Origin of the sequence: Mesorhizobium sp. NBSH29 (assembly GCF_015500055.1) — a bacterium.
Lineage (GTDB): Bacteria > Pseudomonadota > Alphaproteobacteria > Rhizobiales > Rhizobiaceae > Neomesorhizobium.
In genome coordinates, this window is the sequence record NZ_CP045492.1 from 2,233,326 (window position 1) to 2,258,706 (window position 25,381).

The following is a 25,381-nucleotide window of genomic DNA, read 5'->3' on the forward strand; positions in this document are numbered from 1 at the left end:
CCTCCGCCGATGGCGGGGGGCTTTTACGCTGCCATTTTAAGCTGCCTTTTTGAGAACCTTGCGGCTGCGCGAGATATGCGCCTTGCGTACCGGGATACGCACCGAAACGATGGTGCCGACACCCTCGGTAGAGCGGATTTTCAGCGCCCCGCCGTGCAGTTCGGCCAGCGAACGCGATATCGCAAGCCCAAGCCCAGATCCGGTGTGGTTCTTCGAGAACTGGTTCTGCACCTGCTCGAACGGTCGGCCCAGTTTGCTCAGCGCATCCTTGGGGATACCGCAGCCATTGTCCTCGATTGACAGGATCATCGCGCCCGCCACATTGCGTGCCCTGACCTGAATGCGCCCGCCCTGACCGGTGAATTTTACGGCATTGGACAACAGGTTGAGAGTGATCTGCTTGACCGCGCGGCGGTCCGCCACCAGGGCCATTTCGTCGGCGATCTTTGTTTCCACGGTGATGGACTTTTGCGCCGCTTGCAACGACACCACGCGCACCGTCTCCCGGATTAACGGACACAGGTCGATTTCCTCACGGTCGAGAGAGAACTGACCGGCCTCGATCTTCGACATGTCGAGAATGTCATTGATGACATTGAGCAGATAATTGCCGCTGCCATGAATGTCGCCGACATATTCCTGGTAGCGCTCGCAGCCGATCGGCCCGAACAGACCCTGCTGCATCAGTTCGGAAAACCCGATAATGGCGTTGAGGGGCGTGCGCAGCTCATGCGACATGTTGGCGAGGAATTCCGACTTCGCACGATTGGCTCCCTCAGCGCGCTCGGTCTCCTTCATATACTTGCGGTTGAGCTCGACCAGTTCGCGGGCGCGCTCCTGTTCGGCGCGGCGCGCAAGACTGAGATCGTGGATCGTCGCCATCAGGCGGCGTTCGCTGTCGACCAGCTTTTCCTGGTGCAGCTTCATCTGAGTAATGTCGGAACCGACAGACACCATGCCGCCATCACGGGTCCGCAGCTCATTGACCTGCAACCAGCGGCCATCGGCAAGCTGGCGTTCATAGGTGGTGGTGTCGCGGGATCCGTTGGCAAGCCGGCGCTCGGCTGCAGGCGGCACCATCTTGCCTTCCAGTATCTCGCGTTCCGCACCGGACATGACATCACGCTCCGACAAGCCACTATCCTGCTGATATTTGGTGTTGCACATCACCAGGCGGTTGGCGCTGTCCCACAGTACGAAAGATTCGGTAATGTTCTCGATCGCCGTGCGCAGCCGCAGATCGGCAACTTCGGAGCGCTGGGCGAGGTTGCGCTGCTCAGTCACGTCGACAGCGATGCCGATGAGCTGGATCTCCGGTGCATCAGGATCGACAACATGCGCGCGTGCCCGCACCCAAACCCAGTGACCCTCGGCGTGCTTCATCCGGAACACCTGATCGATATGGTCGACCTCGCGAGACACGATCTGGTTGGCCAATGCAAACAGATCGCCGTCCTCGGCATGGATGATCTGTGCCACTTCGCCGAACGACAGCATCGTGTCGCACTGCTCATAGCCGAGCATTTCGTACATCGAGCCCGACCAGTACATCTTGCCGCGAACCATATCCCAGTCCCAAAGTCCGCAGCGACCGCGCACGAGCGCCAGGTCTATGCGCTGCTGTGCCTCAAGATAGATGCGGTCAGCACGCTGGGCGCGCGCAGCCTGGGTGAAATAGGCGTAGAGGACGAGGAACAAAATCCCCGAAGTCAAAACGAACAGCGAAGCGTTGAGTGAGACCGCCTTGCTCCATTCAGCGAACACCGCGTCATGCGAGATCAGCGCCACCGCCGCACCATCGCGGTTCCCGGTAAGTCCAACGGCAGCATACCATTCCGCGCCATCGATTTTGACAGTCATGACGCCAGCCCGTTCGCCGAACATGAAAAGCGGCTGCCCGCCACCGATCATTTCTTGCAGCGGTTGGCCTTCAAGGCGCGCAGATTCCGGCGTCGCCGAAAGGACGACGAACTGGCTGTCGGTGACCGCCAGAATGTGGCGATTGCCCATTGAGCCATGCGCATTGGTGCGCTGAAGCAATTCCTGATGGATCCGGGGCAGGGGGTCGCCTTCGATCTTTGCCAGCATCAGCGCATTTACCAGTTCGCCAGAAGCCAGGCCCAGCACCGCTTTGGCTGTGCGCTCGACATCATCACGCATGGCCATCAGAGACATGGTGCGCGCGGCTGCAACGATAATCAGGAAGATGACGATTAGTGTGGGGATTGAGCGGCGCAGTACCGGCTCGTAAGACAACAGACGGCGATAGGCAGGCTCGGCGATAATATGCGCGGTGCCCGCGACATTACCGTTTCGGGAGGCATTGCGCTTGAAAAAACCGCGTCCCCAGGGCGCGTAGAACGCGTCCGCCTTTGCCATTGGTGGCTCCCCAGCTCAAGATTTACAGGATGATCCGGGGAACACTACACGTCCGAATCTTCAGTAAAGAATCAAAGCTGATTCGCAATGTCCATAGCTGCAGCTAAAAAAAGTTTTGTAGCAGCGTTTTTTCCTGATCCACGCTGCGGAAGCAGGGTGACTTTCAGGCTAGCGTCCGGTCGATGATGTCGCGAAGATCGGCGGACAGGTTTTCAGTTGCCGCAATCCTGATGAGTGCTTCACGGGCCTTTGCCTGCCTAACCGGCTCAAGCGCCCGCCACGAACGAAGTGCGGTTGCCAGTCGTGCCGAAACCTGTGGATTGCGCTTCTCGACCGCCAGAACAGCGTCAACAAACAGCCGGTAGCCGCTGCCATCGGCGCGGTGGAAGCCGGTTTGGTTGGCGGTGGCAAAAGTTCCAATAAGCGATCGCACGCGGTTGGGGTTGCCGAGGGAAAAGGATGGATGCTGCATCAGCGCGCTAACCGTTTCCACCGCGTTGCCACCCGGCGCCGCTGCCTGGATCTGCAACCATTTGTCGAGCACCAGTGGGTCGTCGCGGAAGCGCGCCTCAAATTCGGCCAGCGCATCCTTGGCATCCTGCGTATCGCCGAAGCGATGCGCGACAATGGCCAGTGCCGCGGCCCGGTCCGTCATGTTGGTGGCGTTCTTGAACGCGGTCGCTGCAAGATCCGGCGTGCCTGATGCTGCCGAAAGATAGTCGAGCATGACATTGCGCAGCGCGCGCTTCCCAGCACTTTCAGCATCAGGGCTGAACGCTCTGTCATCAGCCAATGTCTCATAGAGCAGGGCGAATGTCCCGCGGTTGGTACGAGCGATCTCCAGAAGGAGCGCCTCACGCGCCTCAAACACGCAGTCCGGATCAATATTTGTGCCGATCTCGCGCGCGATGTCGGCTTCACCGGGCAGCGTTAGTGCCAACGCACGGAAGGCCGGCTCAAGCGTATCATCAGCGGCGATGGCGCCGATCAGGTCGGCAAGCTCGGATGCATAGGTGGGGATCTTGCCTCCGCGCCGCGTGCGTGAACCCGCAATCAACGCGTTGGTTACCAGCGTATTCAGCGATTGCCAGCGCGAGAACAGGTCGCTGTCATGTCGGGCAAGGAAATAATAGGCCTCCGGCTGCTGCTCCATAACCAGGGTGATGGGTGCCGAAAAGCCTCGGTTGAGCGAAATCGCCGGGCGCTCCGCAACCCCAGAGAACCGAACCGCATGGCGGCGCTTGTGAAGATGGATCACGCCGTCTTCAACCGTCGCGCCCTCGACGCTTTTATAGGCGATGTCGTTGCCATCCGTCCCCACGAGCCCGAAGGCAATCGGAATATGCATCAGCCGCTTGCGGCTTTCGAGCGGTGTTGGCGGCACCGATTGTTCGATCTCAAGTGTCAGTTCGCCTCGCGCGGCATCATGTGTGGAAGTCACGCTGACATTGGGCGTGCCAGCCTGATGATACCACAGCGCAAACTGCGACAGGTCGCGACCCGAGGCATCCTCGAAGGCGCGCAGGAAATCCTCCACTGTCGCGGCTTCGCCGTCGTGGCGCTGGATATAGAGGTCCATACCAGCGCGGAAAACATCATGCCCTAGAATTGTGCGGATCATCCGCACGACTTCCGAACCTTTTTCATAGACCGTCGCCGTGTAGAAATTGTTGATTTCGCGGTAGCGTCGCGGCCGTACCGGGTGAGCAAGCGGCCCCTGATCCTCGGGAAATTGATGTGCCCTCAAAGTGCGCACCTCTGAGATGCGCCGCACCACGCGCGAACGCTGGTCGGCGGAGAACTCATGATCCCGAAAAACGGTCAGCCCCTCCTTCAAGCAAAGCTGGAACCAGTCACGGCAAGTGATTCTGTTGCCTGTCCAATTGTGGAAATATTCATGTGCGATGATCGCCTCGATATTGGCGAAATCAGCGTCTGTTGCCGTCTCTTCGTCGGCTAGCACATATTTGTCATTGAACAGATTGAGGCCCTTGTTCTCCATCGCACCCATGTTGAAATCCGAGACGGCGACGATGTTGAAAACGTCGAGGTCATATTCGAGCCCGAAGGTTTCCTCGTCCCACCGCATCGAACGCTTCAGCGCGTCCATCGCATAGGTGGCCCGCTTTTCCTTGCCGTGTTCGACGTAGATGCCGAGATCTACCTTTTTCCCGGAGGCCGTGGTGAAGGTATCGCCAAGGCGGCCAAGATCGCCGGCAACCAGCGCGAACAGATAAGAGGGCTTGGGGAAGGGATCGTCCCACTCCGCAAAATGACGTCCATCAGGTAGCGTGCCGCTGTCTCCGGCATTGCCGTTGGAAAGGAGTACAGGTGCCTCTCCGACCGAGGCCTCGATGCGAACCTTGTAGATCGACAGGACATCCGGGCGATCAAGGAAGTAGGTGATGCGGCGAAACCCCTCCGCTTCGCACTGCGTGCAATAGACACCATTGGAGCGGTAGAGCCCCATCAGCTTGGAGTTGGCTGAAGGATTGATGGCGGTTTCCATAGCAAGTACAAAACGCCCGGCAGCCGGCGGCTTCGGTATGATCAGCTGTTCAGGGCTCGCCGAATAAGCACTTGCATCGAGAGTCTGGCCGTCGATGCTGATCGAGGTAAGCACCAGCTCATCGCCGTCCAGAACCAGCGGCGATTCCTTAGATCCACCTTCGCGGCGTTCTATCGTCAGCTCTGCGCGAACGCGTGTATGATTTGGCGAGAGCCAGAAGACGAGATCGGTATACTTAATAAGGTAGTCGCTCGGGCGGTAATCTTCGAGACGAAATATCTGGCCGGTGTCTGAACGCATGGAGAAAACGCTTTCCTGTGTCGCCAAGGCTGTGGGGTTTATCTCCCATTGCCGGTTGGCACAACAAAAACGGCAATCCGGCCTTTACAGATGCAGCAGTCCTCGACAAAACTGAAAACCGGCCTATCTCTAAGCCTGATCCCCAAAGCAGCCCCGGAGCAGTCATGAACGTCGCAACGCCGAAATTCGGGATGGGCGCTTCCGTCCTGCGTCTGGAAGACGCGAACTTCATTACTGGCAAGGGCCGGTACACGGATGACTTCTCCCCTGCTGGTACGCTGCATGGATATGTGCTGCGCGCACCCGTTGCCAAGGCGAAGATTACCAGCATTTCCGTCGATGCAGCACGCGCGGCGCCCGGCGTTCATCTGGTGCTGACTGGCGCAGATCTCGCGCATCTGGGCGACCTGCGATCCGGAGCCATGCAAAAACAGCCGGACGGCACCCGCGCCCCGACCCGCGACATTCCGATCCTGTGCAAGGATCGCGTGAACCATGTCGGCGATGCCGTCGCCTTCGTTGTGGCTGACAGCCGGGCACTGGCGCAGGACGCCGCTGATTTGATCGAAGTTGATTACGATAGTGAGGACGCGGTTGCCGCCACCGCGCAGGCGCTCGACGCTGATGCGCCGCTCGTTTGGGCCGACCTCGGCACCAACCGTGCTTTCACCTACCAGCTTGGCGAGCGCGCCGGGGCCGAAAAAGCCTTCGCCCAAGCCAGCCATGTCACTAAGATCGAATTCACCAACAATCGCCTCGTCTGCAATTACATGGAAGCGCGCGCCGCATTGGGCGAATGGCGCGCCGACGAAGATCGCTTTGTGCTCACCACCGGCTCGCAGGGCGTGCATTCGATGCAAACAATCCTGAGCAAAGTGTTCTCAATAGAGCCAAAGCAGCTGCGCGTCTTTACTCCCGATGTTGGCGGCGGTTTTGGTCCTAAATCTTTCGTCTACCGCGAATATGCGCTGGTTCTGGAGGCCTCCAAGCGGCTTGGCGTGCCGGTCAAGTGGACAGGCGACCGCACCGAGCACTTTCTCACCGACGCGCAGGGGCGCGATAATGTTGTCACAGCCGAAATGGCGATGGACAATGACGGACGTTTCCTCGGCCTGCGTGTCCATCTGGTCGCAAATCTCGGCGCCTATATCTCGCAATATGGCCCCTTCATCCCGTTTGTCGGCGCCACAATGTCGACCGGCGTCTATGACATCCAGGCGCTCGATGTCGAAATCGCGGGCGTCTACACCAACACATGCCCCGTTGATGCGTATCGCGGTGCCGGTCGACCGGAAGCCGCATTCCTGCTGGAAAAGCTGGTAGATGCCTGCGCCCGCGACATGAACTTGCCGGTCGATGAAATTCGTCGTCGTAACTTTATCAAGCCGGAAAACTTTCCCTACCGCACCCAGACCGGGCGCCTTTATGATGTCGGCGAGTTCGACGGCCACATGACAACGGCGATGGAGCGCGCCAGCTGGACCTCGTTCGAAGCGCGGCTGGAGAAATCAAAGGCTGCTGGAAAAATCCGTGGCATCGGTATGGCAACCTACATCGAGGCCTGCGCGTTCGCCGGCTCAGAGCCTGCTCATGTCGAGCTGAACGCAGATGGAACTGTGACCCTTCTGATCGGCACCCAGTCCAACGGTCAGGGTCATGCAACAGCCTATGCGCAGTTAGTCGCCGAAAAGCTGCAGATGGACGTAGCAAAAGTCATCATGCACCAGGGCGACACGGATCGCCTCGCCAAGGGCGGCGGCACCGGTGGTTCGCGTTCCATTCCGCTAGGTGGTGTATCTGCTGCCCGAGCCGGCGATGATCTGGCCGAAAAGATCAAAAAAATCGCCGCCGACGAGTTGGAAGCCGCAACCGCTGATATAGAACTGGTGGACGGCAATGCCCGTATCGTCGGCACCGACAGGTCGCTGGGATTTGCCGACATTGCACGCGCGGCAAAAAAGCCGGAAGACATCAGCGGCTTTGGCGAGTTCGTTCAGGAGGAGGCCACCTATCCAAACGGTACTCACATCTGCGAAGTCGAAATCGACCCGGATACCGGCCATACCGAGATCGTCGCCTACACGATCGTCGATGATTTCGGTGCCACGGTGAACCCGGTGCTGCTGGCCGGTCAAATCCACGGCGGAGTGGTGCAGGGTCTGGGGCAGGCGTTGACTGAAGACACCGTCTACTCCGACGATGGCCAACTGATCACCGCAAGCTTTATGGATTACGGCATGCCGCGGGCCGACCTTGCGCCGTTCTTCCATTTTGAAACCCGCAACGTGCCCTCGACCACTAATGCGTTGGGCATCAAGGGCGCGGGCGAAGCAGGTACCATTGGTGCCGCGCCGGCAGCGATCAACGCTGTCACCGACGCTCTCCACCGCGCCTACGGGATCAGTCACATCGAAATGCCGGCAACACCCGACCGTATCTGGAACGCAATCCGGGCAGCCGGCAGCAAAACATAAGGTCGCAAGCCCGCTGGCAGTGCCGGTCGGTAGCAGGCAGTCATGCAAAAACAACCCGAAAAGCTGGCCGGTCAGCACTATGCCGGCGCTCCAACATCGCCGCTGAAAGGCATCCTGCTCAAAATATTTTCGGTGGCGATCTTTGTCGCTATGTCGTCTTTCATCAAGGCAAGCGGCCAGCTTCCAGCTGGGCAGATTGTTTTTTTCCGCTCTCTCTTTGCTGTTCTGCCAATCCTCGTCTTTCTGGGTTTTCGCGGCGAACTTTCTACTGCGCTTTCGACCAAGAAACCGATCAATCACATCCTGCGCGGCGTGGTCGGCGTCACCGCGATGATGCTCAGCTTTTTCGCGCTAACGCGCCTGCCGCTGCCCGAGGCGATCACACTCAATTATGCGCAGCCGTTGCTTGTAGTGGTATTCAGTGCCCTTTTCCTGGGCGAGAAAATCCGCTTTTTTCGCTGGGGTGCGGTCATCGTCGGCCTGATCGGCGTGGCGATCATATCGTGGCCGAAAATGACGCTTGCCGGCAGTGCCACGGGCTTGAGCAACGCGGAGGTGGCCGGTGTGATGGCTGCATTGGCCGGGGCGGGGGTTTCGGCCATCGCCATGCTGCTGGTGCGCAATCTTGTGCGCACCGAAAAGAGCGCCACTATCGTGTTCTGGTTTTCGCTGACCGCAAGTGCCGCCGGGCTTTTGACGTTGCCGTTCGGTTGGCAGGCACTGAGCATAGAGCAGGCCGCGTTTCTCATAGCCGCAGGTATCTGCGGCGGCATCGCGCAGATTTTCATGACCGAGGCGTATCGCCACGCAGAAGCATCGACAGTGGCACCTTTCGAGTACACCTCAATGCTGCTGGGCATAGGGGTCGGCTACCTGATCTTCGGTGATCAGCCGACCGTCCATATGCTGATTGGTGGCACTATCGTTGTCATGGCCGGCATTTTTATAATCTGGCGCGAGCGCCAACTGGGCCTGGCGCGGGGTGCTGCCCGCAAGCTGGTGCCACCGCAAGGCTGATCCGCCACCGACAATATCCGGCAAACAAAACGATTTGAAACCGATCAAGTCGTGTTACGCTCCGTAATAATAAAAAACGCGGGGTGGGAAATTTGGTGATTCGGGTAAAGGCCCCCCGGCCTCTACCATTCCTGAGATACCGATGGTGGCGGGGCAGGTCTCCTGATCCGCAGGCGACACCGGTTTCGTCCATGCGCAGCTTCTGGCCTTTGATGCGAGCCTATTGGGTTTCAGAAAGCTGGAAGGAAGCTTGGGCGCTCACCGCGATGATCGCTTTTCTCACAGCACTTTCCTCCAAAGCAGGCGTCTGGATCGCAGAAGCTTCTGGCGAACTGGTCAGCGCAATTGCCACGCTCCATTCAGGCAGCTTTGAAGATCCGCTCGCTGCTTTACTCTATGCGGCTGGAGTGCTGGTGGCGCTGGTTGTGTTCAAGGATATCGCCTTCATCGGCATCCGCCATCTCTTCTCCACCACGCTCCACCGCAAATGGCGCGGCTGGCTCGACCTGCGCTTCAACCGGGCGCTGCTGGACGGCAATCACACTCATCTTCACCTTCAGCATGGCGTTGCCGGTGAAAACGTCGAGGCGCCGCCGGACAATGTCGATCAGCGCGTGCAGGAATCCATCAAGGGCATGACCGGCGGCGCCATCGGCCTTGCGATGGGTGTGATTGGCGTCACCACATCGCTGTTCTTCGTCGGCCAGAAGCTGCTTGAAACCTCAACTGCGGTCCAGGGGCTGGAATTCCTTGGCGTCTATGGCAGCGTCATCCTGGCGCTGACCGTTGTCGCCATCTATGTGCCGGTCAATACCTACATTGCAGTAAAGCTTGGCGGCCTGATGGAACGTCTCTCCATCACCATGCAAAAAGCCGAAGGCAGCTACCGCGCCGAGCTAACCACGTTCCTGCGCCGCAGCTTCCACGTTGCCGCCGCCGGAGGAGAGGGCGTGCAACAGGAGATACACAAACGGCTGTATGTCGATATCGACCGCACCTGGACAAAGCTCAATTGGGTCCATGCCGGCTATATGTCGTTTGAGCTGATCTACAATTTTATTGCGGCTCGCATCGTAGCCTACGGGCCGGGTCTGCTACCCTATGTCAACCAGAAGATCGACCTCAAGGGCTATGTCACCGGCGCCGAACTCGTCAATTCGCTGATCGGCCAATGCTCCTGGTTCATTCACGTGATGCCCTCGATTGCCACGCTGAAGGCCAATGCGCGTCGCATTACCGATCTCGCCAATGCCATTGAAAACGTCCAGACACCGCAGCATTTCTACCGTCTTACAGGCCGCAACGCGTTTCGCCATGGCACTCAGCATCCAGTCTTCGGCCTGACGGTGCGCCAAATGTCACTGATGCATCACGGTGACGATGCGAAGCCGTTCGTCACGGCGTCCAATCTGCGCTTCCGGCGCGGTGAGTGGACACTGATCAAGGGTGAATCCGGTTCGGGAAAAACCTCGATGATCAAGGCTCTCAACGGGCTTTGGCCCTATGGCGAAGGCGATATCGCGTTTCCCGAAGGTATCCGCAGCTACTACGCAGCGCAGGATGTGAAATTGCAGCACATTGCGCTCAAACGGCTCGTATGCCTGCCGCATTCGGGCGAGGACTACACCGATGCCGCCGTTAGCGCCGCGCTCGAGCACGCCGGCCTCGGCGAATTTGTAGGCGGGCTGGGAGAGGAGACGCGCGCGGGGACGCCCTGGGACCTCGTGCTTTCCGGAGGCCAGAAGCAGAAACTGGTGCTTGCCCGCATCCTGTTGCAGCAGCCCGGCATCCTCTTTCTCGACGAGGCGACCGCGGCGCTGGACCCTGACGCAAAGATCGCATTCCATCAGGCTTTACGCGACCATTGCCCCGAGATGACGGTCATCAGCGTGATGCACGAAGCCGAGCCACCGCGCAGCATCACCGGGAAAAGCTTTTACGACAGCATCGTGCTTGTCGAAGACGCCATCGCCACCAAGCGGCCTATCGCTGCCAACCCTGCGCCCGATGCGGCAGCGCTGCGTCCCTCCGCACCAACCGGCCTCGTCGGTATTAGGGGCAGGCTGCTGAGATAAAGGTTTGGCGCTCCAGACTGCAGCACCCGGCGTCTGTCAGCTATCCGGTTCGCCCCGCTGGGCGGCTATGATCCTCAACAATTCGCCCGTGCGGTCGTCTGCCGGAAACAGGCTTTCCACGGCAAGCTCGGCCAGAGTTACGTCTAGCGGTGTGCCGAAGACAGTGACGGTGGAGAGGAATGAAAGCACTTCACCGCCGAGCTTCAGCTTCAGCGGCACTGCGATTGTCGAGTGACTTGCTGAGGTTGGTCCAGACCGACTGGTCGCAGGCGCCGGATAGGCGGTGATCTCCTGTTCGAGCGCGATCAATACAGGGTCTGCCACTGAATCATTTTGCGCCCGCAGCCGGTGCAGCAGATGGCTACGCCATTCGGCAAAGTTGACGATGTGCGGCGCCAGCCCGCCCGGGTGAAGGGCCAGACGATAGACATTGGCCGATGGTTGCAGCAGCGCTGGCTCCGCTACCAGCGCAAAGAACGGCGCCAAAGCACCATTGGTCGCAATCACGTTCCAGTGGCGGTCGACGGCAAGCGAGGGGAACGGCTCATGGCCCTTGAGCACTGCCCGGACCGCCTCCATGGCAGGGAGGAGCGCGGGATCATCCAGCGGCCGTTCACCGAAGACCGGCGCGAAGCCGGCAGCATGGAGCATCCGGTTGCGCTCGCGCAGTGGCACGTTTAGCATCTCGGCCAGCCGCAGCACCATATCGCGCGAAGGCCGGGCCCGCCCGCTTTCAACGAAGCTCAGATGGCGCTGGGAAATCTCCGCTTCACTGGCAAGGTCGAGTTGGCTCAGCCGGCGCTTGGCGCGCCAGTCGCGGAGCAAGGTACCAATCGGGCTTCGGGAGGCTCTGCTATGCATCATCTCACGCTACGCCATTAATCAGGATGATCCTATTACCTGCCGCGTAATCGCCAGCAAGCGTTTGCCTTGTCATCTTCTGCGCATTCCAGTGCCGAAACGGCAAGCATAAGGAGCTAAAAATGTCTCTCATCGTCACCCCTTTCATGCGCAAAACCCTTGCTCTCGACGCTATAGTCAGTGGAGCGGCTGCTCTCCTGATGATAGCCGGCTCCAGCTATCTGAGCCTGTTCCTCAATCTGCCGGCAGCTCTGTTGTTCTGGGCTGGCTTGGTGTTGGCGCCCTTCGTCGCCTTGCTCGTCGCGCTGGCGCGCCTCCATGCCGTCTCGCGGCTGTTGCTCATCGACATCATCGCCGTCAACGGACTGTGGGTCGCGACGAGCTTCGGCCTGCTTGCCAGCGGCGCGGTCATTCCAAACCTGTGGGGTAATCTGTTCGTGGCTGCACAGGCGCTCGCAGTCGCCGCCTTCGCGATCCTCCAAACCTTTGCATTGCGCCAGGCACCCAGCGTCGCTGTCTAGGCGTGACGGTCCCGACGCGCACGTTCCTCAGGAACGGCGTCGGGTATCATCCGAGGTCTTTGAGCTTCATTTTCACGTCCAGAAAATCCCTCCAGGAAAGCTTCTTGTGCGCCGGATTGCGAAGCAGATATGCCGGATGTAACGTTGGCATCGTGGGAATTTCGAGCCCCGATGGCGTGCGATGCACACCCCAGTTTCCACGCATGCGCATGATCCCCGCCTGGGTCTGCAGCAAAAGCCTGGTCGAAGGATTGCCAAGCGCGACCAGAATTTTCGGCGCTGCCAGCTCGATTTGGCGTTCGATAAACGGCCGGCAAATCTCGGTCTCCATTGGCGACGGGTCGCGGTTGCCAGGCGGTCGCCACGGGATGACATTGGCGATATAGGCGCTGGTGCGGTCGCGGCCAATGGCGGCCAGGATGCGGTCAAGCAATAGCCCGGAGCGCCCCACAAACGGCAGGCCTTCGAGATCCTCGTCGCGCCCAGGCGCCTCGCCCACCAGCATCAGGTCGGCGTCCGGATTGCCATCGGCAAACACCAAATTCTTGGCTGTCAGTTTCAGATTACAGCCCTCAAACGCGGCCATGACGTTTTTCAGCGCGTCGAGAGAATTGGCACTCTGCGCCGCCTCTCTCGCCAGCGCGACCTGCGCACCGTCCGGGATAGCAGCGGCTTGCGACTGGAGGACCGATCCAGCGTTGTTTTCACCAGCCATTTGTCGGCTGCTCGCACGGGCTTCCGGTGCGCGGGCCTGTGCCGGCAACGCCAGTTTGGCCTTGGCTGCGGCACTTTGCGCAAACCGGTCGACAGGCAGATCTTCCAATGGCTCGTCGACCCCGGCATCGGCATAAAAGCCGAGCAGGTCTCTAAGGCTGGGAGGTGGGTCTCGTGTCACGGTCATTTTGATGCCCAACGGGTTCGCAGATTGACCACGCGAACGCAAGGTTCACGATGACGGGATGCGGGGATCAAGGACCAGATAAAATGTTGGCCTTGGCGTAAAGTCGGTGATCAGGAACGAAAACGAGGCCGTGTTGAGGGGGTCAACCTTGCCTTCCTTGAACAAGAGCCTGTCATACGGCTCGAAATTGCGGTCGTAGCGGGCAAAGCTGTCGGACGAGACGGCGTGGCTTTCCGTTGTGCGTTGATCAAACGATAGGCCGTCACCGAACTCGCTGGCGATTTTGTATCGCTCTTGAAGTTCAAATTCGACCTCAATCCAGGCCTGCCCGCTATTGTTGAGGACTTCGAGCCGAAGATAGAGAATGCCATCAGCAGGATCAAAATCGCGGGATGGGAGCGCAGGGGTCACGGCGCGAATGGTCAGCGTGACCGGGCTGGCAGTCTGCAATTCCTGGGTGATGACAACCGGATCGCGCCTGCTCCCGACGCCCCGCGCATCGGTAATGACAAAACCTCCGAGTTCGTCCGAGAACGAATAAGCGCCGGCAATATTCGGTGCTTGGTCGGCGGTCTGAGCAAAAGATTGCTCTGCGGCGGAGGCTCCTACAAAAAGTGAGCCGAGCACGCATGCATGCCACAGTCGACCCCACCGGAAGTGCTGCATGACGAGATTATGACGTTAAATCTCATCCTCGCCAACATGAATGCGATATCTCCTGCCAGCCACTGCCGTTCGTGCTGACATCGAACGTTTCGCCGCACCCTGAGTTGTTCCACACGACCACAGGATGGGGTATGAGCGATGAGGGTGGAGCGATCCGGCCGCGACAACGGGAGTGACATATATGAGCGAGATCGAACGCGAAAGCATGGAATTCGACGTGGTGATCGTCGGCGCGGGACCCGCAGGTCTGGCCGCCGCGATCCGATTGAAGCAGATCAATTCCGAACTTTCGGTCGTAGTGCTCGAAAAGGCTGCCGAAGTCGGCGCCCACATCCTCTCCGGCGCTGTTGTCGACCCATCCGGTATCAACAGGCTTCTGCCCGACTGGAGAGATGACGCCGACCATCCTTTCAAGACCGAGGTGACAGACGACCACTTCCTGTTCCTGACCGAGAAAAAGGGCTTTCGCCTGCCCAATTTCATGATGCCGCCGCTGATGAACAATCATGGCAATTATATTGTCTCGCTGGGCAACGTCTGCCGCTGGCTTGCCACAAAAGCCGAGGCGCTTGGCGTCGAGATCTATCCGGGCTTTGCCGCCGTCAGCCTGACCCACGATGAAAAGGGCGCAGTCACCGGCGTCATCACCGGCGACATGGGTGTCGAGCGTGATGGCTCTCATGGTCCCGGCTTTGCACCTGGCATGGCGCTGCTCGGTAAATATGTGCTGATCGGCGAGGGCGCGCGCGGCTCGCTCGCCAAGCAGCTCATCGCCAATTTCGGCCTCGCCGAAGGCCGCGAGCCGCCCAAGTTCGGCCTCGGCCTGAAGGAACTCTGGCAGGTCAAGCCGGAGCATCACAAGCCCGGCCTCGTCCAGCACTCCTTCGGCTGGCCGCTGGACATGCAGACGGGCGGTGGCTCGTTCCTCTATCATCTGGAAGACAATCAGGTCGCTGTCGGCTTTGTCGTGCATCTGAACTACAAGAACCCTTATCTCGCGCCCTTTGAGGAGTTCCAGCGCTTCAAAACGCACCCCTCCATTCGCGGTACATTTGAGGGTGCAAAACGGCTGTCCTACGGTGCGCGTGCGATCACCGAGGGTGGCTACCAGTCAATGCCGAAGCTCGTTTTCCCGGGCGGCGCGCTGCTGGGTTGTGCGGCCGGCATGGTCAACGTTCCCCGCATCAAGGGCTCGCACAATGCGGTGCTGTCGGGCATGCAAGCCGCCGAACACGCCGCCGCCGCCATCGCGGAAGGCCGCTCGCATGACGAACTGAGCGGCTACGAGGCCGGCTGGCGCGACAGCGACATCGGAAAAGACCTGAAAAAGGTACGCAACGCCAAACCGCTCTGGTCGCGATTCGGCACAGTGCTGGGCGTCAGCCTGGGCGGGTTCGACATGTGGACCAACACGCTTTTTGGCTTTTCACTGTTCGGTACGATGGGCCACGGCAAACCCGACTATGCGTCCACCGAGCCTGCCGAAAAACACCAGAAGATCGTTTATCCCAGGCCCGACGGCGTCCTTACCTTCGACCGCCTGTCATCTGTATTTCTGTCGAATACCAACCACGAGGAGGACCAGCCGGTCCACCTACAGGTCAAGGACATGGACTTGCAGAAGCGCTCCGAATACAGCGTCTTCGCCGGTCCCTCAGCCCGATACTGCCCGGCTGCAGTCTATGAATGGGTCGATGCCGATGGCAACTCCATCGCCTCCGAGCCGGGGCACGACGATGCGCGTTACGTCATCAACGCGCAGAACTGTGTCCACTGCAAAACCTGTGACATCAAGGACCCGAACCAGAATATCAATTGGGTACCGCCGCAGGGTGGAGAGGGTCCCGTCTACCCAAACATGTAAACTTTTCGGAGTACAACCGGAAAATGCATCTGGACCGCCCCTGCGTCGCTTGCCATAATAACGCCGCGCACAGGCTTCACGCTGTGCAGGGATTAGCGGAGGTCCAAAGTATGCGCTTCATCACCCTGACCGCGATGACGACAGCCGCGCTGTGTGCGTTCCAGGCGCCGGCCAATGCGGGTGTGAAGGTGACGATCAAGCAGGCGAGCTACGAGATCAGCGGAAAAAGCGGCGCAACCCTGCTTGACGCAATGGACCGAAGTGGGCCCAAGCACGGGTTTTTGACGCGTGCGATTGCTCAGACCCGCTACACGGTCGGTTGGAACATTGTATGGGCACAAAACGGCAAGCAGTGCCGCGTCAAAAAGGCCGACGCACTGCTTTCGATCACCTATACATTTCCGCAGCTGAAGGACCGCCTGGCGCCCGACATGCAACGCCGCTGGACGGGCTTCATCAAGGGTGTTACCCGCCATGAAGAAACCCATGGCCGTATTGCCCGCCAGATGGTGACTGCTGCCGACCGGGTCGTCTCCGCAACCCGGATGGCGCATGACCCGGGATGTCGGCAATCCCAGGCCCTGGTGAAGAAGAAGGTTGCTACCATCTACGCTGAATATGAAAAACGTCAGGTCCTGTTCGACAAGAAGGAGCATTCCTCCCACGGCAATGTTGAAAGCCTGGTTCTGGCGCTGAAGAAATAGTTTTCAGCTCGCCTGTCCATCGGTCGGGCCGAGGTCGACCGTGATAGCGGGTGCTGCCTCATCCGGTTCTGTAGGCCGAGGCGAAATTGTGAATGTCACCAGAATAGGCAGATGGTCCGATCCCGCATCGGTCTCTACTTTCGCTGATTGAACCGTAAGGCGTCCTTTACCCATGACTTGGTCGATGGGCAGGCCAACCCACCGCCGCAGACTTTTAGGGAGCTTTCGGTGCAACCATGTTGCGCCAATGCCGTCCGTTGGTGTCAGGCCTCCTGCCTCAGCTACCCGCCGTGTTGCAGTACTCCAGCCGGTGGCGTTGAAATCGCCTGCCAGGATCGCTGCATCACCAAGCGTGGCGAGAATTCCAGAAATCGCATCGATTTGGGCAGCCTGGCGTCGCGGCCACGGCCAGCCGAGGTGGAGTGCTGCGACATCGACAGTCTCCCCGCCGAAATCGACTGCGGCAATTGCCAGTGATCCGCGCGCAAAACAACGCGCCGGCGACGTGTCCGAAAAAGGCCGCCGCGACAGCAAAGCAACACCTCCGACATGACTGCGTCCGGCGCAAAATATGCGGTGCGGGTAAGCGGCCTCGATCCTGTCGAGTGCCGGCTTCCATTGCGCCGATACCTCGTTCAGCGTGATGACGTCCGGCCGCGTCCGTGCAATCAGCGAGAGGACATTTTCCGGGGATTGATTGTCAAACCGAAGGTTCATCTGCAGCAACCGGTAGACCGGCGCATCCGCTTGGGGAACTGCGGCATGGACAGACGCTATCCCGGAGAAGGAATATGATGCCGAAACGCTCCACAGCGCTGCCAGTGCAAATACCACGCCCAGAGCGCCTTCTTTCCACAAGCCGGAGGCCAGAAGCAGTGCCGCACCAACCGCAAGCAGCACAGCTAGGTGCCCGCGAAAATGAGCGATGGAATCGAAGGCCGGATGAACGCGTCCCAGAAAGGAGAGCGAGAGCAGTGCGGCGAGCACAAATGTTGCCAGTGGAAGCAGGGTGCGCAAGATCATGAAGCCTTTGTGTCACAGATTGGAGGCCGGACATAATACAGCGATTTTGTCCGTTTTCAGTCCGTTCTCAGAGGCACTATCCATGATAGGGCATGCGAGATGAGCGAACGAGAAGGCAGACATATGCGCGGCAGCAACGGAATTTTTCTATCTGCAGTCCTGACGCTCTCTCCGGTTCCGCTATTTGCGGCGGAGTGGAAGGCCAGTGAGGTTGAAAAGCCGTACGCCATTTCGGGATCGGATGGCTTGTCGCTTTACCAGTCGATCGGCGAGAACGGACCCCAACTCGCGATAGGCACCCGCACCGTAGCCCATACCACTTTCGTGCTGAAATGGTCGCGCAACTATCAGCCACAGGGCAACGCCTGCACGCTAGTCGCCGCAAAGCCTTTCCTCACCATCACCTACACGTTGCCCAAGCCGTCTGCGAAACTGACCGGCGAAACCGCACAACGCTGGTCTACCTTCATCGAGGGTATCCGCGCTCATGAAAAGGTGCATGGCGAGCATATCAAGGAGCTGGTGCGCACCATCGAGGCGACGACCGTCGGGGTGACCGTCGAGAACGATCGCGACTGCAAGAAGATCCGCCAGCAGCTCCAAGTGCCGCTCAAGGCTGCCTCCGACCGCCAGCGCCAGCAGGGACGCGACTTCGACGCGGTTGAGATGGCTGATGGCGGAAACATCCATCAGTTGATCATCGGCCTGGTCAAGGAACCCTGACCCGAACCGGGTGACCGTCTTCTACTGGAACGCGGTCTCCGAAAAACTGCGCAGTTTGCGCGAATGCAGCCTTTCAGGCGGCATTTCGGCAAGCTTCTCCACCGCGCGGATGCCGATGGAAAGATGCTGTGCCACCTGCCGCTTGTAGAAGTCGGTCGCCATGCCGGGCAGCTTCAATTCTCCATGCAGCGGCTTGTCGGAAACGCATAGCAAAGTGCCGTAAGGCACGCGGAAGCGAAATCCGTTCGCAGCAATCGTCGCCGATTCCATATCAAGCGCAATCGCCCGACTCTGGGAAAGTCGCTGGACCGGACCGCGTTGTTCGCGCAGTTCCCAGTTTCGATTGTCGATGGTGGCCACCGTACCCGTGCGCATGATGCGCTTCAGGTCATAGCCCGAAAGGCCGGTCACTTCAGCCACTGCCTCCTGCAGCGCTACCTGTACCTCGGCGAGCGGCGGCACCGGTACCCACACCGGCAGATCATCGTCCAGCACATGGTCTTCGCGCACATAAGCATGCGCTAGTACATAATCGCCCAGCGCCTGCGTGTTACGCAGTCCGGCGCAGTGGCCAAGCATAAGCCAGGCATGCGGGCGCAGGACGGCCACATGATCGGTGATCGTCTTGGCGTTGGAGGGGCCGACGCCGATATTGATCATGGTGATGCCGCCATGGCCGGGTTTTACCAGATGGTAGGCTGGCATCTGCGGCATACGGATCGGCGAGGCGCCGTCATGGGGCGCGTTTTCACCGGCCATCGTGACAACATTGCCGGGTTCCACGAAGGCTGAATAGCCGCGACCGCCCTCTGCCATCAGGTCACGCGCGTAGACGCAAAATTCGTCGATATAGAACTGGTAGTTGGTAAACAGCACAAAGTTCTGGAAATGCTGTGGACTGGTGGCAGTGTAATGCGACAGCCGGTGCAGCGAATAGTCGATCCGCTGCGCGGTAAACGGTGCCAGCGGAAGCGGTACGCCGGGAATAGGCTCAAACGTGCCATTGGCGATGTGATCATCGGTGGCGTTTAGGTCGGGCACGTCGAAAATATCACGCAACGGCCGTTTGATGCGGTCAGCCGCTGAGGCATCGACATGGGTTCCCTCCAGGAAAGCAAAATGCAGCGGGATCGGCGTCTCGGATTCGCCAATCGTGATCGGCACGCCGTGATTGCGGATGATCAGACGCAATTGCTCGGTCAGGTAGCTATCGAACAGGTCGGGTCGGGTGATCGTGGTGGCATAGTGGCCAGGCGCTGGCATGTGGCCATAGGCCAATCGCGTATCGATCTGGCCGTAGGAGTTTGTTGTGGCGCTGACTTCTGGGTAAAACGCGCGAAAACGCTGGTTGTTGGGGCCGCCCTCAGAAAGTTTTTCAAAGGACTGGCGAAGAAAACTGGTGTTGCGCTCGTACAGCTCTCTTAGCGCAGCCACTGCTTTCGTGGCGTCATTAAAATCCTGACGGGGAAATGGCTCCGGTCGGGCAACGGATTCGATGGCATTGGGATAGATTCGCTTTTCCATGACCCGTTATAGAGACATGCATCGCCAGACGGGAGGGGGCCTTGCCCATTTTGCGGGCAGCCAGGTCGATAAACAATCTATCCGCGCTGCAGGCTCACCAGAAGCACAAACCCCATGCCGCTCTTCTTGGGTGTAGGCGCTTCGATTGTTGACACATTGTCGGCCGAGCGAACGCTCTGCATGGCATAGAGCGGGCTCCACAAAACCAGCAGGATCGCCATCGCGCGCGGCAGATGGCGCAGAATGTTGAGAAGCGGGGCGATAAAGCGGTTCATGGCGGTTATGGGTCCTAACGAAGATTGGAATGGAAAACGGCGTCGAAGCCGCTGGAGCGACTGGCCCGATCACTGTCGCCAACCACCATGGCCAAACCCATCCCAAACAACGTGGTCAAAAGGCAGACGATGGTGAAGCGGCGTGCGAGCATTGGTTCAGTCCCCTCGATGCGATGGGGGGACAATGCCTGCCCGGCGCTGAACAGGTTCTGAGATCGCCGTTCATCCTGCATTCAAAAAGATTGACGTGACGGCGCGCCGGCATCCATGCAAGGTCGTCAATTCCCAAAAACTGATGGAGAAATGCCTCATGGCCAACCAGACCGCGCCAATCGAACTCTATTACTGGCCGACACCCAATGGCTGGAAAATCTCCATTATGCTGGAGGAGCTGGGCGCGCCCTATGAGGTGAAATACGTTAACATCGGCAAGGGCGAGCAGTTCGAACCGGATTTCCTGAACATTGCCCCCAACAACCGGATGCCGGCGATCATGGACCCAGAGGGCCCGGGCGGCGAACCGATCTCAGTCTTTGAGTCTGGCGCGATTCTGCAATATCTCGGTCGCAAGTTCGGCAAGTTCTACCCGACGGACGAGCGCGCCCGTGTCGAAGTGGAGCAATGGTTGTTTTGGCAGATCGGTGGGTTGGGCCCGATGGCCGGCCAGGCGCATCACTTCCGCCAATATGCGCCAGAGAAAATCAAGTATGGCATCGACCGCTACACTAATGAATGCAACCGCCTTTATGGCGTGCTGAACAAGCGGTTGGCCGATCGCGAATTCATTGCAGGCGAATATTCGATCGCCGACATGGCCTCGGTTGGCTGGATCAAGCCCTATAAGAATCAGGGTCAGGAGATTGAGAGTTTTCCGCATCTCAAGCGCTGGTTCGACACCCTGATGGCGCGCCCCGCCGTCCAGCGCGGTGTGGAGCTCGGCCAAGAGCACCGCCGCAACATTGCCGACGACCAGGAAGCGCAAAAGGTTCTGTTTGGTCAAAAAGCGCGCTGAGCGCATGCGCCGGGCGCCTCGTGGCTCAACTTTGTGACCACGTGGCGCCCGGCAAACCCTTACAGCTTCGACCAGTTCTGGCTCTTGCAGATCAGACCGCCCAGAACACATCCGCTCATGGAAAGCGAACTGCCTGAAAGTGTCGCCTTGCCGGAATAGGTCTTGTCATTGGCCGGATCGGTGATTTTGCCGGCGTATTTTCCGCCGCCTGCCGGTTTCATCGTTCCGATCTTCTTGCCGTTATGCGGGCCGCTTCTGAGGGTAATGCAATAGCTACCGCCGCACCCTACAATCGCGGCGGTGGCACCGGTCTGTGTCTTCCAGTTTCCCTCGATAGGATCGGCATAGGCCGCGCCGGCCATCATCATTGTGGCCACAGCGGCTAGGCTTGCAATTCGCAACATCGGGTCTCCTCCCCATTGATATGCCGCCGAACCAGCCGACAGCTTTGTCCTTTACGCAAACGTAAGCTAGTCCAGCGTGCGGCAAAACAAAAGCATGCCGCTGCGTCACGTCGCGAACATTTTTTTCATGCGTGTTCGGTGCGAAAACAGCAGTCTTAACAGATGCTTGATGGTTGGTAGCTTGAGTTGTGGTTATCAAACAGTTGCGCGGGAAGCCGCAAATTTTCGACGAACTTTATTCAAAACCGTGCTGTGCCGGCTTCTCTATCCTTAACAAAATCCGAGATTTACCTCTTGTTTGAACTTTGTTTGCTTCCAGTTAAGCAAGCAATTTAACGACGGATTCAAGGCTGTCCGGCATTGTCAAAAGCATCGAAACAAGAGAACCGCGGCACCTAAATGCGGGCTCTCGGGGCACAAGACAGGGGACTGGAAAATGGCACGTTTTGAAATGCTTGAAGCCGGCTTCGGCGACATGGGCAGCACGGCTCAGGCCGACATTCTTTTCGAACTCGGCATGATGTATGCGACAGGCCGCGACTGCGGTGTCGACTCGATTGCCGCACACAAATGGTTCAACATCGCAGCGATCAAAGGTTCCAACCGCGCCGCAGAGCTGCGCTCGGAGCTATCGCAGTCGATGTCCAAGACCGACATCGCCAAGGCACTGCGCGACGCCCGCGAATGGATGACCACGCACTAGCCAGCGCGTACAAATACTTTTAGGCCCAAGCCACGCAGATGGCGGGTCTCAAGAAGAGACGTGACAGCACCGGAGGCGGGCAAGTCACGCACAACGACAGGGGCTACCATTCAAGGGCGGGCAAAAGCGCGCACGTGACGCAAGGGCCGTGACCGGTGGAAACAACCGGCGCGGCTTTTGCCGTGCTGGACCTCCCGGTTCAGCAATCTGGAAGGTGGTGTTTCGGGCAGGACCACGATATCAGAATGCCTTTCGGCGTCGAAGGTCGACGCGGTGAGGAGACGACAATGAACAGGAAACTTTTGCTAGGCACGGCACTAGCCGGCCTTATGTTTGCGATACCGGCCCATGCGGCCGAGGACATTACTATTGCGGTTGCGGGACCGATGACCGGTCAGCTGGCCAATATCGGTGACCAGTTCAAACATGGTGCCGAAGCCGCCGCAGCTGCGATCAACGCAGCCGGCGGTGTCGATGGCCGCCAGATCAAGATTGTCATTGAGGATGACGCTTGCGATCCCAAGCAGGCCGTTTCGGTTGCCAACCGCATAGTGGCTGCGGGCATCAAGTTCGTTGATGGTCACGCCTGCTCCGGTTCGAGCATTCCAGCCTCGGCGACTTATGCCGAAGCTGGTGTTCTGATGATGACACCGGCTTCTTCGAACCCGCAGCTGACAGACGATGCCGCCAAGAAAGGCTGGTCGACGATCATGCGTCTTTACACGCGTGACGATGCGCAGGGCGCTTTTATCGGCCCATGGATTGCCAAGAAATACGCAGGAAAGAACATTGTCATCCTTCACGACAAGAGCGCCTACGGACAGGGCGTTGCCGATGCCGTAAAGGCCACGATGAACGAAGGCGGCCTGAATGAGCTTCTCTACGAAGGCCTCAATGCCGGCGACAAAGATTTTGGTGCGCTTCTGACCAAGCTGAAGAGCCTCAATGCTGAGGTCGTCTATTTCGGCGGCTATCACCCTGAAGCGGGCCTGATGATGCGTCAGGCTGCCGACATGAACTACAAGTTCCAGCTCATCATGCCGGATTCCATCGCGTCACCGGAATACTGGCAGGTTTCCGGCCCGGGCGGCGAGGGCACTATGTTCGTGTTCCCTTCTGACCCGCAGGCAAAACCAGAAGCCAAGGCTGCCGTCGAAGCAATCAGTGGTGGCGGTTTCATACCGGAAGGCTTCACCTTGTTCTCGTATGCGACGATCCAGGCAATCGCCGAAGGCGTGAAGCGCGCCGGTACCGATGATCCGATGAAGGTTGCCGAAGCGCTGAAAAATGGCACAGCTATCAGCACCGTTGTCGGCGATGTCATCTTCGACGAAAAGGGCGATCTGAAAAACGCCTCCTACGACATCAACCAGTGGCATGACGGCAAATACGCGCCAATTGCGCAGTAAAATCCTTCATCACTGCTGAACCTATAGGGGCCGGGGCTGGAAACAGCTCCGGCCTTTTAGCATCAAGCGGGCAAATCAGCCTCGGCAAAGCGCACCAGAACCATGCCATCGCTCACTTGCGCGCCCTCGCTCACAATTTCTTCCACCACGCCATCCTGCGCCGCAGCGATCGTGTGCTCCATCTTCATGGCTTCCAGAACGAGAAGGGGCTGTCCCTTCACCACGGCATCGCCCGCAGCAACCCGCACGATTTTTACAAGGCCCGGCATGGGCGCGCGCATGCCATGCGCAGACACATCAGCCTCTCTTGCCGCATCAAGCGGATCATTTGCTTCAAAAGTGAACGCGTGGCCGTGGCCGAAAACCGTAACATGGCCCGGCCACCGAACGACCGCGCCATCATCCGCGTGCAGCGTAAAGGAGCGGTTGGTCGCCTCTAGCGTCACATCAAAGCGGCCATCCGCACGGCCCTTCACGCGCGCACCAGATTGAACATCGCCAAACGAGACAACCACCTGCCGGATCAATGCGTTGTAATGCGCATATGCCGCAACGCTGTCCCAGGGGTCATTACCGTCACGCGCTCGGGCTTTTGCGCCAGATGCCACCAATGCGGCAAGCGCAATTGTTCGCGGATCTGGTTCCGGTGTCTCCACCAATGCTTCCTGCCGCCGCGCAATCATGCCGGTGTCGACATCGCCGGTCCTGAATGCAGGGTCGCGCGCCAGTGCGGCCAGAAAGGCAATATTGGTAACCGATCCGGCAATCCGCGTTGCATCCAACGCTTCATCAAACGCATCAAGTGCTGAAGTCCGGTCCACCCCATGCACCACAAGCTTGGCAATCATCGGGTCGTAGAAGGGCGAAATGGCGTCCCCAGTCGCCACGCCGGTTTCAACCCGCAGTGCAGGGCTTTGCGCAGGGAATTCCAGATGATGCAATGTGCCTGTCGCTGGCAGGAAGCCGCGCGCCGCATCCTCCGCATAAATGCGTGCCTCAAAAGCGTGGCCGGTAAGTGAAATCTCTTCCTGTGTCAGGGGCAGGGGCTCACCTGCCGCCACCCGCAATTGCCATTCAACAAGATCCACCCCTGTCACCATCTCGGTCACCGGGTGCTCAACCTGAAGGCGCGTGTTCATCTCCATGAACCAGAAGCGGTCTGCCACAAGCCCGGCAGAGGCATCGACGATGAACTCGATCGTTCCAGCACCCGAATAATTGATGGCTTTGGCAGCCTTCACCGCAGCCAGTGTCATCGCTGCGCGCATTTTGGGTGTCATGCCCGGCGCGGGCGCCTCCTCGATCACCTTTTGATGGCGCCGTTGAGCCGAACAATCGCGCTCATACAAATGCACGGCATTGCCATGATTGTCGCCAAACACCTGCACTTCGATATGGCGCGGCTTGTCTACATATTTTTCGATCAGCACTGCATCATCGCCAAAGGCGGCCTTCGCCTCGCGCTTGGCGCTGGCCAGTTCTTCGGCAAACTTCTCCGGGTCTTCAACACGGCGCATGCCCTTGCCACCGCCGCCGGCGCGCGCCTTGATAAGCACGGGATAGCCAATTTCCTTGGCTTTTCCAGCCAGAAGAACCAGCCCCTGGTCTTCGCCATGATAGCCGGGGACAACGGGCACGCCGGCCTTTTCCATCAGCCGCTTGGCTGCATCCTTCAAGCCCATGGCGCGAATGGATGCCGAAGACGGGCCGATGAACACAAGCCCGGCTGCCTCCACCTGGTCAACAAAGCCTGGGTTTTCCGAAAGGAACCCATAGCCCGGATGAACCGCCTCCGCGCCGGTCTCCAGCGCCGCTTCAATGATCCTGTCGGCAACCAGATAGCTCTCGCCCACCGGTGCTGCACCAATATGCACCGCCTCATCGGCCTCGCGCACATGCAGCGCGCCAGCATCCGCGTCTGAATAGACGGCAACCGTGGAAATCCCCATGCGGCGCGCCGTCCGCATGACACGGACAGCAATTTCACCGCGATTGGCAATCAGGATCTTCGTGAACATCTTTGAGCCGTCCTCATCA

Annotated in this window: 21 protein-coding genes; 11 read left to right on the forward strand and 10 right to left on the reverse strand. The window is 59.0% G+C overall.

The window, feature by feature from the left end; translation table 11 throughout:
* Positions 1-36: 36 nt before the first annotated feature.
* Positions 37-2,379 carry a PAS domain-containing sensor histidine kinase gene (locus tag GA830_RS11135; RefSeq protein ID WP_195161933.1) on the reverse strand — a complete coding sequence of 781 codons (2,343 nt, stop codon included), beginning with the start codon at positions 2,377-2,379 and terminating at the stop codon, positions 37-39.
* Positions 2,380-2,542: 163 nt separating this feature from the next.
* Entirely contained in the window at positions 2,543-5,188 is a 2,646-nt protein-coding gene (pepN, locus tag GA830_RS11140; RefSeq protein WP_195161934.1) for an aminopeptidase N, read from the reverse strand.
* Positions 5,189-5,352: 164 nt separating this feature from the next.
* On the opposite strand from pepN, the gene GA830_RS11145 reads away from it, so the two are divergent.
* From GA830_RS11145 to GA830_RS11155, 3 genes are all read left to right on the forward strand, one after another.
* Positions 5,353-7,662, forward strand: coding sequence for a xanthine dehydrogenase family protein molybdopterin-binding subunit (locus GA830_RS11145; protein WP_195161935.1), 2,310 nt, complete (start codon positions 5,353-5,355; stop codon positions 7,660-7,662).
* Between the two features lie 42 nt (positions 7,663-7,704).
* Entirely contained in the window at positions 7,705-8,679 is a 975-nt protein-coding gene (locus GA830_RS11150; protein ID WP_195161936.1) for a DMT family transporter, read from the forward strand.
* A 191-nt stretch (positions 8,680-8,870) separates the two neighbouring features.
* The gene (locus tag GA830_RS11155) at positions 8,871-10,754 is read left to right on the forward strand and encodes an ABC transporter ATP-binding protein/permease (protein WP_195161937.1); all 1,884 of its coding nucleotides are present in this window, start codon (positions 8,871-8,873) and stop codon (positions 10,752-10,754) included.
* Between the two features lie 36 nt (positions 10,755-10,790).
* On the opposite strand, the gene GA830_RS11160 is transcribed toward GA830_RS11155, so the two are convergent.
* Positions 10,791-11,618, reverse strand: coding sequence for a helix-turn-helix domain-containing protein (locus GA830_RS11160; protein ID WP_195161938.1), 828 nt, complete (start codon positions 11,616-11,618; stop codon positions 10,791-10,793).
* A gap of 119 nt (positions 11,619-11,737) precedes the next feature.
* On the opposite strand from GA830_RS11160, the gene GA830_RS11165 reads away from it, so the two are divergent.
* Positions 11,738-12,136: a hypothetical protein gene (locus tag GA830_RS11165; RefSeq protein ID WP_195161939.1), complete on the forward strand. Its 399-nt coding sequence runs from the start codon at positions 11,738-11,740 to the stop codon at positions 12,134-12,136.
* 46 nt (positions 12,137-12,182) lie between these two features.
* Here GA830_RS11165 and GA830_RS11170 read toward each other — a convergent pair whose 3' ends face one another.
* Both GA830_RS11170 and GA830_RS11175 read right to left on the reverse strand, forming a co-directional pair.
* Entirely contained in the window at positions 12,183-13,037 is an 855-nt protein-coding gene (locus GA830_RS11170) for a uracil-DNA glycosylase (protein ID WP_195161940.1), read from the reverse strand.
* Between the two features lie 45 nt (positions 13,038-13,082).
* A complete protein-coding gene (locus GA830_RS11175; RefSeq protein WP_374939263.1) occupies positions 13,083-13,664 on the reverse strand; it encodes a hypothetical protein in 582 nt (193 codons plus the stop codon).
* 220 nt (positions 13,665-13,884) lie between these two features.
* Here GA830_RS11175 and GA830_RS11180 point away from each other — a divergent pair, with 220 nt between their 5' ends.
* Both GA830_RS11180 and GA830_RS11185 read left to right on the forward strand, forming a co-directional pair.
* Positions 13,885-15,567, forward strand: a complete 1,683-nt coding sequence (locus tag GA830_RS11180) for an electron transfer flavoprotein-ubiquinone oxidoreductase (protein ID WP_195161941.1) — start codon at positions 13,885-13,887, stop codon at positions 15,565-15,567.
* Positions 15,568-15,677: 110 nt separating this feature from the next.
* A complete protein-coding gene (locus GA830_RS11185) occupies positions 15,678-16,271 on the forward strand; it encodes a DUF922 domain-containing protein (protein WP_258045410.1) in 594 nt (197 codons plus the stop codon).
* Positions 16,272-16,274: 3 nt separating this feature from the next.
* Here the strand turns inward: GA830_RS11185 and GA830_RS11190 are convergent, their stop codons facing one another.
* Complete coding sequence (locus GA830_RS11190) at positions 16,275-17,294, reverse strand: endonuclease/exonuclease/phosphatase family protein (protein ID WP_195161942.1); 1,020 nt, start codon at positions 17,292-17,294, stop codon at positions 16,275-16,277.
* A gap of 99 nt (positions 17,295-17,393) precedes the next feature.
* On the opposite strand from GA830_RS11190, the gene GA830_RS11195 reads away from it, so the two are divergent.
* Positions 17,394-18,017 (forward strand): DUF922 domain-containing Zn-dependent protease, encoded by a 624-nt coding sequence (locus tag GA830_RS11195; protein WP_258045411.1) that lies wholly within the window; start codon positions 17,394-17,396, stop codon positions 18,015-18,017.
* A 21-nt stretch (positions 18,018-18,038) separates the two neighbouring features.
* Here GA830_RS11195 and GA830_RS11200 read toward each other — a convergent pair whose 3' ends face one another.
* Together GA830_RS11200 and GA830_RS11205 are read right to left on the reverse strand one after the other, a co-directional pair.
* Positions 18,039-19,541, reverse strand: coding sequence for an AMP nucleosidase (locus GA830_RS11200; protein WP_195161943.1), 1,503 nt, complete (start codon positions 19,539-19,541; stop codon positions 18,039-18,041).
* Between the two features lie 77 nt (positions 19,542-19,618).
* Positions 19,619-19,816 (reverse strand): hypothetical protein, encoded by a 198-nt coding sequence (locus GA830_RS11205; RefSeq protein WP_195161944.1) that lies wholly within the window; start codon positions 19,814-19,816, stop codon positions 19,619-19,621.
* A 29-nt stretch (positions 19,817-19,845) separates the two neighbouring features.
* On the opposite strand from GA830_RS11205, the gene GA830_RS11210 reads away from it, so the two are divergent.
* Together GA830_RS11210 and GA830_RS11215 are read left to right on the forward strand one after the other, a co-directional pair.
* On the forward strand, positions 19,846-20,067 hold the full coding sequence (locus GA830_RS11210) for a hypothetical protein (RefSeq protein WP_195161945.1): 222 nt from the start codon (positions 19,846-19,848) through the stop codon (positions 20,065-20,067).
* Between the two features lie 59 nt (positions 20,068-20,126).
* Positions 20,127-20,828 (forward strand): glutathione S-transferase N-terminal domain-containing protein, encoded by a 702-nt coding sequence (locus GA830_RS11215; RefSeq protein ID WP_195161946.1) that lies wholly within the window; start codon positions 20,127-20,129, stop codon positions 20,826-20,828.
* Between the two features lie 59 nt (positions 20,829-20,887).
* Here GA830_RS11215 and GA830_RS11220 read toward each other — a convergent pair whose 3' ends face one another.
* Positions 20,888-21,232: a DUF2147 domain-containing protein gene (locus GA830_RS11220; RefSeq protein WP_195161947.1), complete on the reverse strand. Its 345-nt coding sequence runs from the start codon at positions 21,230-21,232 to the stop codon at positions 20,888-20,890.
* Between the two features lie 436 nt (positions 21,233-21,668).
* Here GA830_RS11220 and GA830_RS11225 point away from each other — a divergent pair, with 436 nt between their 5' ends.
* Together GA830_RS11225 and GA830_RS11230 are read left to right on the forward strand one after the other, a co-directional pair.
* A complete protein-coding gene (locus GA830_RS11225; RefSeq protein WP_195161948.1) occupies positions 21,669-21,935 on the forward strand; it encodes a sel1 repeat family protein in 267 nt (88 codons plus the stop codon).
* A 329-nt stretch (positions 21,936-22,264) separates the two neighbouring features.
* On the forward strand, positions 22,265-23,344 hold the full coding sequence (locus tag GA830_RS11230; protein ID WP_374939318.1) for an ABC transporter substrate-binding protein: 1,080 nt from the start codon (positions 22,265-22,267) through the stop codon (positions 23,342-23,344).
* 62 nt (positions 23,345-23,406) lie between these two features.
* Here the strand turns inward: GA830_RS11230 and GA830_RS11235 are convergent, their stop codons facing one another.
* Positions 23,407-25,362, reverse strand: a complete 1,956-nt coding sequence (locus tag GA830_RS11235; protein WP_195161950.1) for an acetyl/propionyl/methylcrotonyl-CoA carboxylase subunit alpha — start codon at positions 25,360-25,362, stop codon at positions 23,407-23,409.
* Positions 25,363-25,381: the final 19 nt, after the last annotated feature.